The organism is Lysinibacillus sp. YS11 (assembly GCF_002896375.1).
Classification (GTDB): Bacteria; Bacillota; Bacilli; order Bacillales_A; family Planococcaceae; genus Lysinibacillus; species Lysinibacillus capsici.
The window spans coordinates 2,317,413-2,331,716 of the sequence record NZ_CP026007.1; the positions used below are offsets into that span (position 1 = coordinate 2,317,413).

General features: G+C 35.2%; 17 protein-coding genes. 3 read left to right on the forward strand and 14 right to left on the reverse strand.

Annotated features, from left to right (window positions below; all coding sequences use genetic code 11):
• The 8 genes from LBYS11_RS11415 to LBYS11_RS11450 form a co-directional block, all read right to left on the reverse strand.
• Window positions 1-1,356, reverse strand: a complete 1,356-nt coding sequence (locus LBYS11_RS11415) for an FAD-dependent oxidoreductase (RefSeq protein ID WP_103118154.1) — start codon at window positions 1,354-1,356, stop codon at window positions 1-3.
• Between the two features lie 104 nt (window positions 1,357-1,460).
• Window positions 1,461-1,685, reverse strand: coding sequence for a hypothetical protein (locus LBYS11_RS11420; protein ID WP_103118155.1), 225 nt, complete (start codon window positions 1,683-1,685; stop codon window positions 1,461-1,463).
• 64 nt (window positions 1,686-1,749) lie between these two features.
• Entirely contained in the window at window positions 1,750-2,031 is a 282-nt protein-coding gene (locus LBYS11_RS11425) for a Fe-S cluster assembly protein HesB (RefSeq protein ID WP_103118156.1), read from the reverse strand.
• Complete coding sequence (arsA, locus tag LBYS11_RS11430) at window positions 2,028-3,797, reverse strand: arsenical pump-driving ATPase (RefSeq protein WP_103118157.1); 1,770 nt, start codon at window positions 3,795-3,797, stop codon at window positions 2,028-2,030. Before arsA ends, LBYS11_RS11425 begins: the two co-directional genes overlap by 4 nt.
• 1 nt (window position 3,798) lies before the next feature.
• Window positions 3,799-4,158 (reverse strand): arsenite efflux transporter metallochaperone ArsD, encoded by a 360-nt coding sequence (gene arsD / locus LBYS11_RS11435; RefSeq protein WP_103118158.1) that lies wholly within the window; start codon window positions 4,156-4,158, stop codon window positions 3,799-3,801.
• 1 nt (window position 4,159) lies between these two features.
• The gene (gene arsC / locus LBYS11_RS11440; RefSeq protein WP_103118159.1) at window positions 4,160-4,579 is read right to left on the reverse strand and encodes an arsenate reductase (thioredoxin); all 420 of its coding nucleotides are present in this window, start codon (window positions 4,577-4,579) and stop codon (window positions 4,160-4,162) included.
• Between the two features lie 12 nt (window positions 4,580-4,591).
• Complete coding sequence (arsB, locus tag LBYS11_RS11445) at window positions 4,592-5,650, reverse strand: ACR3 family arsenite efflux transporter (RefSeq protein WP_103118160.1); 1,059 nt, start codon at window positions 5,648-5,650, stop codon at window positions 4,592-4,594.
• The gene (locus LBYS11_RS11450; protein ID WP_048395856.1) at window positions 5,643-5,969 is read right to left on the reverse strand and encodes an ArsR/SmtB family transcription factor; all 327 of its coding nucleotides are present in this window, start codon (window positions 5,967-5,969) and stop codon (window positions 5,643-5,645) included. Before LBYS11_RS11450 ends, arsB begins: the two co-directional genes overlap by 8 nt.
• A gap of 609 nt (window positions 5,970-6,578) precedes the next feature.
• On the opposite strand from LBYS11_RS11450, the gene LBYS11_RS11455 reads away from it, so the two are divergent.
• The 3 genes from LBYS11_RS11455 (at window position 6,579) to LBYS11_RS11465 (ending at window position 9,394) form a co-directional block, all read left to right on the forward strand.
• A complete protein-coding gene (locus LBYS11_RS11455) occupies window positions 6,579-7,565 on the forward strand; it encodes a copper amine oxidase N-terminal domain-containing protein (RefSeq protein WP_082148194.1) in 987 nt (328 codons plus the stop codon).
• A gap of 838 nt (window positions 7,566-8,403) precedes the next feature.
• Window positions 8,404-9,018, forward strand: a complete 615-nt coding sequence (locus LBYS11_RS11460) for a DUF4879 domain-containing protein (protein ID WP_103118161.1) — start codon at window positions 8,404-8,406, stop codon at window positions 9,016-9,018.
• A gap of 34 nt (window positions 9,019-9,052) precedes the next feature.
• Window positions 9,053-9,394 (forward strand): hypothetical protein, encoded by a 342-nt coding sequence (locus LBYS11_RS11465; RefSeq protein WP_103118162.1) that lies wholly within the window; start codon window positions 9,053-9,055, stop codon window positions 9,392-9,394.
• Between the two features lie 476 nt (window positions 9,395-9,870).
• Here LBYS11_RS11465 and LBYS11_RS11470 read toward each other — a convergent pair whose 3' ends face one another.
• The 6 genes from LBYS11_RS11470 to LBYS11_RS11495 all read right to left on the reverse strand — a co-directional run bounded on the left by LBYS11_RS11470 (window position 9,871) and on the right by LBYS11_RS11495 (window position 14,240).
• On the reverse strand, window positions 9,871-10,716 hold the full coding sequence (locus tag LBYS11_RS11470) for a DUF2785 domain-containing protein (RefSeq protein WP_103118163.1): 846 nt from the start codon (window positions 10,714-10,716) through the stop codon (window positions 9,871-9,873).
• Window positions 10,713-11,468, reverse strand: coding sequence for an alpha/beta fold hydrolase (locus tag LBYS11_RS11475; RefSeq protein WP_103118164.1), 756 nt, complete (start codon window positions 11,466-11,468; stop codon window positions 10,713-10,715). The genes LBYS11_RS11470 and LBYS11_RS11475 overlap by 4 nt, the downstream gene beginning before the upstream one ends.
• 415 nt (window positions 11,469-11,883) lie before the next feature.
• Complete coding sequence (locus tag LBYS11_RS11480) at window positions 11,884-12,648, reverse strand: DUF7225 domain-containing protein (protein WP_103118165.1); 765 nt, start codon at window positions 12,646-12,648, stop codon at window positions 11,884-11,886.
• A 136-nt stretch (window positions 12,649-12,784) separates the two neighbouring features.
• Entirely contained in the window at window positions 12,785-13,219 is a 435-nt protein-coding gene (locus LBYS11_RS11485) for a protein NO VEIN domain-containing protein (RefSeq protein ID WP_103118166.1), read from the reverse strand.
• Window positions 13,204-13,692 (reverse strand): EVE domain-containing protein, encoded by a 489-nt coding sequence (locus LBYS11_RS11490; protein WP_103118167.1) that lies wholly within the window; start codon window positions 13,690-13,692, stop codon window positions 13,204-13,206. The genes LBYS11_RS11485 and LBYS11_RS11490 overlap by 16 nt, the downstream gene beginning before the upstream one ends.
• Window positions 13,693-13,703: 11 nt before the next feature.
• The gene (locus LBYS11_RS11495; RefSeq protein ID WP_103118168.1) at window positions 13,704-14,240 is read right to left on the reverse strand and encodes a DinB family protein; all 537 of its coding nucleotides are present in this window, start codon (window positions 14,238-14,240) and stop codon (window positions 13,704-13,706) included.
• Between the last annotated feature and the right edge of the window lie 64 nt (window positions 14,241-14,304).

Genomic DNA, 14,304 nt, shown 5'->3' on the forward strand with positions numbered 1-14,304 from the left:
TTAACAACATGTATTGGATTGATTAACAAGATTAATACTACATACGCCTGTTTCTGGTAAGTCTAATTCCACACGTTTCGACGCTTCTTCATCTCCTGATAAATAAGCTGTTATGGAACGAACCTGTTCGTAGCCTGTGGCCATTAAGAATGTAGGTGCGCGTCCATAACTTTTTGCACCGACAATGTAGAAGTTCTTTTCTGGTTGTCGTAGTGTTTCTTCTCCATGCGCCCTTACTGTGCCACAACTATGCTCATTAGGATCAATTAAGGGCGCTAATGCTTGCACACTTTCTGTTGCTGAATCAATCGAAAGGCGTAATTCGCTGTTAATTGATAGGTCTGGTCGATTTCCTGTATTGACAATAAGCTCTTCAAATCCTGTTAATACTTTTTGTTCTCCGTTTATAGTACCAACAATATGGATGTTCTCTTCTTTCTTCACCTGTGAGATATAGAAAGGAGTTATTACTTCAACCTTACCTGTATCTACTAACTCATGGATGCGAATACCCAGTGCGCCACGTGCTGCCAACGCATCTTTTTCCTCCCCGCCATAGGCCTCTTCTACAGATTTTTTACGCATAATCCACACAAGCTTTGTTGCAGGATTATCTTTTTGTAATTCAGCCAAAGCTAATAAAGTATTGATCGCTGAATGACCACCACCAATGACAGCAACCTTCTTATTTGCATATCTCTTAGGGTTCGTATTTATATCTGGAATACCATACTCAATGTGATCTGCTATTGCTTTTTCATTTTTTAGCCAAACACCTGTAGAATTTGCTGGGTTTGGATTCCCCCATGTTCCTGTTGCATCAATAACTGCTTTTGCCTCAATAATATCGATATCATCCTCTTTTTCAACATATATATTAAAGGACTGATTGAATCGATTTTTTGATTTCATTTTATCATTAAATTGTCTTGATATACCTACTACTTTTGAGTTCAATCGGATACTTGGTTTTATTTGTGTTAACTCTGCCAAAGGTTTTAAATAAAGATCTATTAATTCATGCCCCGTAGGTATTGTTTCTAAGTTAGGTTCTATCCAATCAGCCCCCTCTAATAATGATTTAGCAGCTTTATTGATGTTATAACGCCATGGAGAAAATAATGTGACATGACCCCAAGTACGAATATTGTGTGCTATTTCATTGCCAGCTTCAAGTAAAATAAATGACTGGTTCTGCTCTACTAGATGAGCAGCAGTAGCTAACCCTATAGGACCTGCACCAATTATGACAATCGGTAAATTCTTATTTGGGATATTAACACTCTCCTGTACTTCAATATCCTTAGTTGTAGTACAACAAGATTGATTTTGGTTGATTACTTTTAGTGTTTTCATATAAATTTCTCCTCTTTTCTCTATATAAGCATTTTCTTATATAAAATATATTTTTTTACGTCTAGCAGTTAGCTAGACGTAATTTATTTAAGCTTTTGTAATAGTTATGAACACACTTCAATTTCACACATGATTTTATCAATTTCTTTTATAGCTTTTTCAAATTGCAACCATGTAGAAGGGCCGTATCGCTCCATATCTCCTTTAAAGAAGAAATCAAAAGCAAATTCTTTAGCCTGTATCAATGTGTATTCTCTACTATTCATAATTAACTTTAAATAAGCGATAAAATAATCTTTTGTTAATACGCTAGCATGATTTACTGTCATTATTGTATCCTCCATTCACAGATAGAATAATTGCTAAGACAGACAGTATATTTAGAATTACTCTTTAGCAAGATGTCGGAGAGTATCCAACTAATACTAAACCTAGTTCACCATTCTCTTCTTCTGCATGGATCGTAACATCTGTTAATTGCGGTGCAATATCAGGATGAATTGCGATTTCGATACCTTCAATTGTTTGAATCGCATCTTCTGCTGCTGGTGCTTCTAAGCCTACACCTAAATTAACCCCACAGCAGCCTGTAATACCAAAGAAACGAAGTGTTTTAACCTCGGAATCAGCTAATACCTGTTCTAAATAATTTTTACCTTCTGGACTCATTTTCATTTGATTTTCTCTCCTTTTAATTCATGTAAGCCTTGTGCTCCAACCAGTGGCGTTTTTACCCATGGAATGGCCACAAATTGATTATTGCTGATGGATCTAACTTCTTTTAGCCATTTCGATTCTGCTTGTTGTTTTTGAATTAATGTTGGACTTGTTGTATAGATAGATGAAAATGCCTGATTAACAACCCACCAATCAACAGATAATCCAGCACGATGTAAATCTTCTTGTAAGCGCGAAGCTTCATAGACAGGTGTTGCTTCAGGGAGAGTTACAATGGCGACACTCGTATAAGAGGCATCACGCAACCTTGGTAACAGGTTTGAAACAGCTGGAGGAATATCCCCTTGTGAACGGCTTATTTCACGATGATAAGCTTCTGTTGCATCTAATAACAGCAGCGTATGCCCTGTTGGTGCAGTATCAATAATAATGACTTCATCTTGATGATTTTCTACAACGTTAGCAAATGCTCGGAATACAGCTATTTCCTCTGTACAAGGAGAAGCCAAATCCTCTTTCACAAATGCTAAACCTTCCTCATTCATCGTTTCACTTGCCTTTGCAAGCACTTCTGCTTCATAGTTTTCCACTTCTACTTTTGGATCAATACGACTGATCGTTAAATTTTTAACGTTGTCATCACCAAATGTCCAATCGAGGTGTGCGGCAGGATCGGTTGTAGTTAAATGTACATGAGTACCCTCTTCTGCTAATCGTAATGCAATATAAGAAGCCACAGTTGTTTTGCCAACCCCACCTTTACCCATCGTAAAAATGAGTTTCGGCTTACGTTCTAAATAATCTGCAATCATTTCTTCTATCTCTGGAATCTTAGTTTCTTCATTTGATTCATCTTCTTGTATAACTTCTTGGTCAGTCATCCATGCTTGCATACGCTCAATACTTGATAATGAGTACGGTACAAATGGTAAGTAGAAATGTTCAAATCGATTTAGTTCTTCAGGAATTCTTGCTAATGCATTAGCTTGACACGCAATGAAAGCCTCTTCGATATCATCAGTAGAATCGGTATTGCTCATATATCCATTAATTAGTAGAGTCTGATTTTGAATGCCTATTTCAAACAATTCGTGAGAAGCACGTGCAGTTTCTTTTAAAGGGTTTTCTTCAGGACGCGTCACTAACATTAACGTCGTTTGTTTGGCATTCTTTAAACGTTCAACTGCTTCTTTATAGATTTCACGTTGTGGCTCTAGCCCTTTTAAAGGACCTAAACATGAGGTACCAGTCGTGTTATCATCTAGAAACGTAGACCATGCAGAAGGCAATTGTAATAATCGTAACGTATGCCCTGTTGGCGCTGTATCAAACACGACAGTGTCAAAATTCCCAATGACTGAAGTATCAGTCAATAGTGTTGCAAATTCATTAAAAGCAGCAATTTCTACTGTGCAAGCACCAGAAAGTTGCTCTTCCATATTTTTTAATACCACTTCAGGTAGCTTTCCACGATACGGACCAACCATTTGTTCTTTGTAATGCTGTGCCGCCTGTTCAGGATTCAAATTTATCGCAAATAAATTATCTATGCCTTCAATTTTTGTTGGACTATTAGAAAACGTTTGGCCAAAAATATCTTGTAAGTTGGATGCGGGGTCTGTACTAATTAAAAGTACCTTTTTCCCTTCATTTGCAATGGCTATTGATAGGCTACAAGCAACCGATGTTTTCCCAACGCCCCCTTTCCCCGTGAAAAATAGGAATGGGGTGTCAGGGAAATGACTTCTTGTAAAGCGTTCCATCTTAGGCTTCTCCTTTTAGTGACAAGCGTACTTTTGGCTTTTGTAGTAATTCGTCTTCTGAAAGTCCTGACCACAGTGAAAATTGTTCATTTGTTGGGTAGATCCCTTTACAAAGTAATTCTCCATCCACAAACGTTGCAGGCAAGGCATCCATTCCTTCTGACATTAATAGTTGATTGATAGCTTCGTTTTCTACAAAAGCATTTGGCTCGTTTGTAAGATTAAACCTTTCAGCTTCAATGTTTGTTTTCTTTAAATTATTCATAATAAATGACATACGCAATAATTCTGGGTCAATAGAGGGTCCACATAAGCCTGTAGAACAGCACATTGCTGGCTCATAGATATGAATTTTTTTCAATTTAATTCAGCTCCTCAGCTACAAATTGCTCAATCCGTTTTCCAATTGCATCACGTACAGTTTGGAATACAATCCATTTTTCTTCATCTGTACCTGTCGCTTTCGCAGGATCTTCAAATCCCCAATGCTCACGACGAACGTGAGGAGGCGTCATCGGGCATTTATCTGCTGCATCCCCACATAACGTGACAACTAACCTGGCGTTGTTTAATGTCTCCCTATCAATTAAATCGGATGTATGATTTGAAATATCAACCCCTACCTCGGCCATCGCTTTTATAGCATTCGGGTTTACACCATGTGCTTCAATACCCGCACTTTTAACTGTCCAATTGGTAGGTAGTAATTTCTTTGCCCATCCTTCAGCCATCTGACTTCGACATGAGTTTCCTGTACATAAGAAATAAAGTATATTTGTCATAGTAATTGCTCCTTATAATTTAATGGTTTTAAAGTATTTTTTCTGCCAACGTAGGGCAACCCATACAAGTCCTATGAGAACAGGTACTTCTACAAGTGGACCAATAACAGCAGCAAATGCCACGCCACTATGCAGGCCAAACACACCCACTGCAACCGCAATCGCTAGCTCAAAATTGTTACTTGCAGCTGTAAAAGAAAGAGCTGCTGTGACAGGATAAGATGCCCCAACTTTACGGGAAGAGAAGAATGACACAGCAAACATAATCACAAAGTAAATAAATAATGGAATAGCAATTCGCACTACATCAAGTGGCAGTTCTACTAATTGCTCACCCTTTAAAGCAAACATCATCACAATCGTGAACAACAGTGCAATTAGAGTCAGTGGTGAAATCTTCGGTAAGAACTTTTCCTCATACCAATGTTTCCCTTTTGTTTTAATCCCTATCCAACGTGTGAGGAACCCTGCAGCAAACGGGATACCTAAGTATATAAGTACGCTCTTAGTAATCTCCCACATAGAAATGGATACATGGAAATTCTCTAAACCAAACCAACCAGGTAATACATTTAAGAAAAAGTAAGCAAAAATTGAATAAGTCACGATTTGAAAGATGGAGTTAAACGCAACTAAACCAGCTACATATTCACGGTCTCCACGTGCTAAATCGTTCCATACAATGACCATTGCAATACAACGAGCTAAACCAATCATAATCAGTCCAGCCATATACTCTGGATAATCGTGCAGGAAAATGATGGCTAAAAAGAACATTAAGAACGGTCCGAGTAACCAGTTTTGAAAAAGAGAAAGTAAAAGCACTTTCCAATCCTTAAACACACGCCACATTTCTTCATACTTTACTTTCGCTAATGGTGGGTACATCATGACAATTAACCCGATAGCAATCGGTATGGATGTTGTGCCAATAGACATGGCCTCTAATGCTTCTCCAATATTAGGCATTGTCAAACTTAATAAAACACCTATTCCCATAGCAACAAATATCCATAAGGTAAGGTAACGATCTAGAAAAGATAGCTGCTTGGTTAAAGAATCATTACTCATTTATATTTCCCCCTACATGGCAACAATCTGTGCCACAGTTGCAACCCTTTAAAGGCTGAATTTGTTCTAAGATGCCCTTCATCAATGGCGTTTGATCCTCTACTAAACGGTAATGTTTCCAAGTCCCTACTTTTCGTTCCGTAATAATGCCTGCCTCCTTTAATTTTCGTAAATGTTGACTAACAGCTGGTTGCGATATTCCGAGAACATCTACAAAATCACATACACATACCTCCCCATTCTTCATGCATGCAAGTAATTTAATGCGGTTTAAATCTGCAGCTGCTTTTAGTTGTTTTTCAATTAGTGTATTTTCCATTTATCTGCACTCCTTATATAATTATTTGCTTATATATTATTTTAAATAAAATCACCTCGTTAAAGAAAGGTGAATTAATCCATATATAACTATATTCTTATATTATGATTTAATGTTTTGAATTGCAACAGATTTTTACCCAATTTGAGCTAAGTGCTGCTCTTAACGGGAGTTTCCATTAACAATTGGAGAGTCCCTTTTTTAATTCGCTAAAGAGAGAAATAATAGAAATTCATATAGATTAGAACAAAGAGAGTAGACTATCCACTTAATTGCTAAAATAATATGTTAAGCGTAAGCCATACGTATCCTTTAAATCAGCATCAGTTGCCAGGATAATTTGTTTCATTGAATTTGAGATCTCCAGAATCGATACGCCAGGTTGAACAATTGAAATTCCAAATTAAGTTTAAAACCAATATTATTAAGTTATGATAATACGCTTATTTTCCAACTGCTTTTAGAATAATTGCTGCATCTTTTTAATTATGAAAATTAAAAAGTAAACATTAAAAGTTAAGACGAACATAAAATTTTCAAAAATAATTTAAAAATGGTAAATCTCCATTAATATCCCTTATAATCATATTTAAAGGGGGAAAATTCTAAATGAAAAAAATAGTTTCATATATTTTATTTGCACTCATTTTAATTTCTACAAATACGGTTAGTGCACAAAGTGTCGTTACTATCACTGGTGGGAAAATGATTGACAATCGTACGTTAGTCCCATTACGTTCAATCTTTGAAGAATTAGGAGCAACTGTAATATGGAATCAAAATACAAAAACCATTTCTGCAACTAAAGATACAACTAACATTTCATTAAAACTAGGAACGAAAACAGCTGTAATAAACGGACAAGCAGTTTCTATCGATGTTCCTGCTCAAATTAGAAATGGCACAACTTTAGTACCTTTAAGATTTATTAGTGAAGCTCTAGGTGCTAACGTTAAATGGGATAATAAAACTTTAACCGCTACAATCGAGCAAAATGATAAGACTATCTCAGTAAAGGTAGAAATTCCCAAACAAGAGGGAAATAGGAATTTTTTGAACATTACAGACGCAGAGATTAAAGAAGCAATTCAAGAAGGGAATAAAGGTGTATATCACCTCCACGATATAAGAAAAAAATATATAGTTCCTGTAGCATCAGATGGATTTGGACTAAAGTATTATCAACCTATTGTTAATATTAATACTCCATATTTAACTGTTCTATCTGTAGCCGCATTAAAAACTAATAAAAATGAAACTTTGTCTTTTTCAGAAGCTAAAAAATGGGTTGATATATATAAGCAATCAAAAAGTATTGATTTTACAATTGAGACATATGGTAATTCAATTGATGTAATATTTAACCCAATAAATATTGTTTTAAAACAAGGAGATAACTATATTTATCCATCAAGCACTATATCTTTGGGTGTTCAAAGAACAACAAGTTGGCCAAATGATCCATCATATAATGAGAATCATACCTCCTTTTTTCCAACTAATAAAATAGATACTAATCAAAATGCAACCCTTATCTTAAAAATGCCAGATAATACATTAATAACGTATAATGTTGTTTTTTCGAATTACAAATAGCATTAAAATTTTTGCAACGAAGGAAGGTGTAGCTCCTAAGGCTACATCTTTTTTATTGAATTAGTTTGGATAATATGACCATATTTTAGATATTATATTTCCGTATTTTATACGAAGTATCATTTCTTTGAATCTCTCTTATTCACAAAAAATCCGAAATTGTAAGCTTCTCTACTAGTATCCATCCTGTATTAAATACCTTTTTTGAAAACTACTCTATGAGAAAAATTGAGACATATCATTATTCACTAAACAATATTTCAATTCGTATCAGAACACCAGAGTGTTAATTTTTTGTAATTAACTTTGAAAGTTTTGAGCACTTTATCACAGGAATACATATGTGTTCTTAAGGTATATTAAATTCTAATATTATAAATAGATTTATAATATTAGTTTTTTAAACTATTCACATTTGAATGGTGCCGATATTTATAAAATTATGAAATCACTTGGACATGAGAAGATTGAAGCTACCATTATTTATATGGAAAAGGTTCTGGAGATGGATTAAAATGCTATTCATGAGTGGGATACTGAAAGTTTTGGCGGTTATATCTAATATAAAAGATATTGATAAGTAATGTAGCAACTACAACTACTCCCCTATCACATTGTTATAGACACATGCTGGCAATCAGCATTTCAGAAGCTGCAGTGTAACCTTTGGAATCGAAAGTTTTGGTCGAGTTTAATGATTCATTACATGGGTACTACTTGGTTTTTCTGAAGGGGCATTTAATTAATAATTATCTATTTTGGAAAATAGTGTTAAACATCCGATTTATTATCCGATAATTATAATGTGTTACAAATAATGTAAAAGGAGAAGTTGTATATGAAGAAATATTTACTAACTGTAGGAATTTTAGCAAGCGGTTTGCTGGGGCTAAATACAGCTGAGGCTTCAGAGATAGAAAAAGATCAGATTGCTGTAGATCCATTAATTGAAGATTTAAAAACAAAACATCCTGATTGGACTGTTACATTAGTTACTTCAGATGAGGCTGCTAAAATTAAAGAGGAATTAAAAAACAGTCAAAATAGTCCCGTTCTAAGAGGTCCAGCACCACCTTTAACATCTGTTTATATTGACAAAGTAGTATCTCAAGTTGGAACAAGCAATCAAGTAACTGAGGATATTGGCATGCAGCAAACTTCTCATGCAGTTTCAGGAACTGTTACTGTAGCAGTTATGGAAGTTGGCTATGGAAGTGAAAATCAATGGTTAGATGATGAGCGTATTACATATCAAAATCGTGATTATAAACTTAATGAAGCTGCTATAGATTTTAATAATGACAAAATTATAGATGCGTTTTATCATACAGTAACTTTTAATTCAGACTTAAAAATTTCAAGTGGGACTTCTGCTTTATATAAGTTTAGATCAACTTCACAAAATTCCCCTTGGAATACCATTGAAAGAACGATAAATATTCCACATTTATAATGTAGGAATACTATGAAGAGAGGTGTATTTAAAGATGGTTTCTATGGAAGATATGAGTATAAGGTTAACTATCCTTCAAGGAGCTTACGGATATAAAGGTTTTACTCAACAAACTGGCGAGAATATGTATAAAACAGACTTGAAAGCTTTTCGAGAAACAATAGAAAATGCAAAAGAACCGATTGATACGAGTAAAGTTTCAAAGTTATCATCTGATCAAATCAAAGTGCTACAAGGTGCTCCAAGTGGTAGTTGGTTGATTCCTTTACTAAACAAAATGGGACAATTAGGGATGATGGATTTGCGTGATGGACTAGTTAACCCTAAAATATTCCAATATACCTCGACAATGAGTGCTTATAAAAGATCCATTTAAGCTAAGTAATATAAAAGGCATTAACGAAAAGGATTTCTCCTTTCTTGTTAATGCCTTTTAGGCAAAGACACTATTTTAGTTTTCCGAGAAAGCGCTCGATTTTTGAAAATCGTTATTCGATTAGAAACCCTACACTTATTTTTATTAGGCTTTAGGCTTCAATATTTACGTCGGTAAGAGCAGTTTTTGATATTACTGGAATAAACATTGCGACATATTGTGGTATAGAAAGTTTAAGTGGTCAAGAATATTTAGCTATTATTTCCAATTCACAAGAAAATACAACCGTTCTTTTAGTTGGAGAAGATAATGGAGATGTCTGTGAAAATAAACAGGAAAATGAAAAAGCATGTTTTAATAAATGATTAATCAAAACATGCTCATTATATATTTTAGGGAATCAAAGCGTTTAATGGCGGAATAAACCAGGAAATCTCTCAGCCAATTCCTATGGATGGGGACAACCCCTTAATCCTTTAACTGATAGAAAACCTGTTTAATTTTGCCTCTGTGCCAAGTATGGCAGTATTAAGCTCATTCCCTAGGCTATCTTGTCCCCTTCTGAAATAGAGACTGCGTAAAAAATTCTTGCTGTTCACACGAGCAATCACCTGACTGCGATTTCTCGGCAAATTGCAGCATTGCGCTAAGCAGCTAATCCAATTAGCAATTTCTTGATGTGGAAGTAATTCTTTGTGAATCATCGTATCCACGATATTGACTAATCGCTCATCATCCTCATCACTAAAAATATGTATTCCATTATGTAGCTTGCCAGAAATAGCGACTAGAACCTCACGCAGCATTGCAACGCTGCTCTCCTCGCACTGCACCAACTCAACAAAAACATCTGCACCGTGAGACGCGCTGTGAGCCCAGCCTCCTACTGAAAGGTAACCCCGCAGATCTTTCTCTTCTTTGTAATAACGTAGCATTACTTGCATTAATTGCCCAATTTCTTCTTGATTTAAAAATGGATTCTTTCTGTGGTGTTGTATAATCAAAGCGATAGGCAAGGCAGAAAACGTCCTTGTAAAAACTGATTGATCATCCTCGCTGCCAATATTATAGAACAAGTGGTTCTCATCAGTCAGAACAGTTAAGAGACTACGCAACTCCTCTTCACTGAACCTATTCTCTTCCTTAATCCACATATAAAACATCGGATAAATCAAATTATCCCGCAATTCTGGATGAGGATCGCCAATGTATTGGAGTAACAAAGGTAAGAAATCTTGATGCTGCTCACCTTCGCCTAACTGATACTCATTCTCCTCAATTCTTTGTAAATCTTCCATAAGTTTTAACCTTATATCGCTCACTTTCCCATCCCCTTTAACATTAATAAAATCTCTTCTATTACAATATCAGGCTCATCATGGTGTATATAATGTCCACTACGATTAGCAATCCGGAACTTACTTGACGTTGACAGCCGTTGGAATTCTGCTTGTAGACTTTGTTCAATTTTTAATATTTCTAGAGAGGGCCATCCATCTTCATTATTATCGGGTAAACCTCTTGTAATAATTGAGAGAGGGATGTCACTTTCTTTTGAATAATCAGCAATTTGCTTATAACTCTGTATTTTATCAATTTTCTCACTATTCAACATAGGATTCTCGAAATATTCCCTATTTCCTGCAAGTAGATTTTCTGGTAGAACCTTTTCATAGGCAAGTTCTTTATATTCCGGTGCAGCGTCAACCAAAACCATACCACAGATGTCCTGCGGATAAAGACTGGTATACAATCTGGCGACCAAACCACCAAAGGAATGGCCTACTAATATATAAGGCTTTTCCACGTCAAGCGCTTGCACCAATTCGGAGAGCTCTTCAACAAGATCACAGCAAGTTCGCGAGACAGCTACGTCCTGACTCCTGCCAATACTTGCCCTGTCATAGGACAAGGTAGATGTTTCATCCGCTATTCGTTCTTGTACCTTTTTCCATGTTTCATGGCTATCGCCTAACCCTGCAATAAAGATTACGCTTGGTGTATTTTTACGATATTTATTGAACAGTATACGCCTATCATAAACATTGATTAACTTTTTATGTTGTATCGTCACTTTTAATCACCTAATTAAATTATAAGCTTTACATTATTCTTTCTACAATATAAATAAAGGACCTTTTATGTAACGCAGTAATAATTTGCTAAAGTCCTCTGTTAGTTCAAGTGAAAAACTTCACCTTCTTACTCAATTTTCAACAATATCCATTTTATCGAAAACACTTCTCAACAATCTGGTCCTTTAGATGAAGAGAGACGCATTCTTACTAAAGAACTGCGCCCAATTATGGAATATAGTTATTGCTACTTTCAATAGTAATCTAGATGTTTGAAATCCATTAATATGCGACATTCAGACGTTTCGAGACAGGTATCTATCCGAATTAACGAATCTTGATGCGTCTGACATCTTAATTCTCATTTTTTGTAAATTCATAATGAATAACAAAATTACCGACACTTAAACTTTTTTAATAAAGGATTTTCGATATTCTTTTCAATGAACTTATATCTACCTCATATTTATTGCCACATGTTCTCGGTGAAGGGATTTCTTCCTTTGCTCCAAAAAATAAGATTTTAAAATCATCTTCTGTGAACTGAACTACGAACAAATCATCAAATTGGTTGAATGTATTTTTATTGATTGTAATAAAACTTTTTTCTTGGGCAGTTGTTTTAACACTAATTCTTCTACCGTTTTTCACCACATCAAATCCATGTTGATTAGTTACTTTAGCTAGTTCTCCTTTCGTGTAAAGAACACAAAAGAATTCACCTAGCCGCCCTATAAGATGCCTTAATTCAGTAGCCTTGCATCCAAATACATTCATTTCAAATCGTAACATTTCTAAGTATTCCTCATATAACTTTTCTATTTGTGATATTCCTATTGTACCTTTATTAACAGTCTGTTCATTATAGAGTAGAAGTTGCCCTTTATCGCACTCTCCTACAACACTTTCAAACTCTGCGCCTTTAGGATTGTGAAAGATTAGTCCCGTATAAGGATAATTTTCACCAACAAATCTATATGTACTTCGATTAATATATATAAATAGATGTTTATTAAAAGATATACCTTTATTGTAACGGTTATAACAATAATCTGATAGAATAATACTCTTTAGATTTGTATTGAATTTTTTTGATAATCTATCTTTTACCTCTTTAGATGTTAAAATATTACCTTTTTCTTCTTTGAGGAGCTCTAATAGTTGTTCATAAATTGTCATCGTAATCCCTCTCCTTCTAGTAATCTTAGACGTATAAAAACTTCACAAATAATTAAATTTTCATATCTTATTGAAGAAAAAATTTAAACCAAATAAAGTAAGCTACCATTAGTTTATAGACTAATGGTAGCTTATTTTATAACTTTGCACTATAAACAGTAGGTTTTAAGTTTAAGGAGGCTCCTAGGTCACCTTTTATTCTAAAGAACTTGCCAGAATTAAATTCATGGTCATATTCATAGACTCTATATAATTCGTAGTTACGTGCATAAACTGAGGAAAATGCAAGTTCATTAGCAGTTATCATAAATGGCGTATTGATACCACCTTTTGTTGTTTTTACCTCTATAAATATAGAAGTACCATCCTCTTTAGTAGCTTCTATATCATACCCAGCTCCATCACCTTCTATTAATGAAGTATGAATGGTATCATAACCTAATACATTTTGGAGATGTTTAATAACTAATAATTCACCTTTCAATCTAAGCTCAGAATTTCTTTTACTGTTCTCAGTATAATCTACTTTAGTAGCATAAAAGTTTCTTGTTTCTCTTAATTTGTTTGGCATTGAATTTGGTACCTTACGGATAACGCCTGTTCCTCACCATCTAACATCGAAGTAACGATTGTCATAAAATCTTCAGCTCCAATTTCAAAATGACCTCGACGGAATGGTAACCCCCAATTGCGATTTCCACGCGTAAAAGTGAGCTGGTTTAACAACAATGCAATCTTAACTTCTCGACAAGGAATATAACGCATATCTCTGCGAAATGGCACAAACGACTCCGACACTTGATGTTTGTAAGCACCGTTATCCGTAACCTGACCAATAGCAGTAAATGCTTGAACTGGCTTCCCTTTGGACATGTCTGTGCGAGGGGAATAGTATATCAGCCAATCACCTGGAGACATTTTACGCAAAGGTGCTGCCTTACCGTGACATAACTGTGCAAAACCACCTTCTATGGCTAAATTCACATGAGAAGCGGATACAACGCCAATCCAATATCTGCTTTTCTGACTTGTTATATTCGACATGATGCATCCCCCTACTCTTCAAATGCTAAACTTTTCAACCGATACAGTTGTAAAAAATGATGTCTGTAATGCATTTCAATCAACATAAACCATTCCTTCGCGTTTAAAGCACCGAACGCCGGATGAAGTATCTTGTTACTTACAGGCACTTGAAGTAGAACTGATTCCGTATTCCTCATCCGTTCCACTACACTGTGAAGTCCTTCTACCAAATGCTCCATGCTCTCTGGTGGTTGCGGAGTATAGTTTGGCGAAGCAGGGACCTTAATACGAACAGCAGGAAATTGTTCTAGTTTAAAAACAATCTTACCCTGCTCAGTTTTTTCCTTCGCTGGGTTCAATGTCGATTCGCTACCAGCTAAACATTGCTCGACATTATGTAGATGCATGAAAGCTGATTGAATTAAATGTACATACATCTGTCCTATGGACCAATCTTCTTCGTTCAGCTTTCTATGTATTTTATCCATATTGAGTTTTGTCAGTTCTGCCAAATAACTTTCTACTGTAAGTTCAAATGACTTCAATACTTCCTTTGTACTTTTCATCCTTCAAGCAGCTCCTCTTCATCTTGGTATAGTCACAGTATAAAAGAACACTACTGACAGGTGT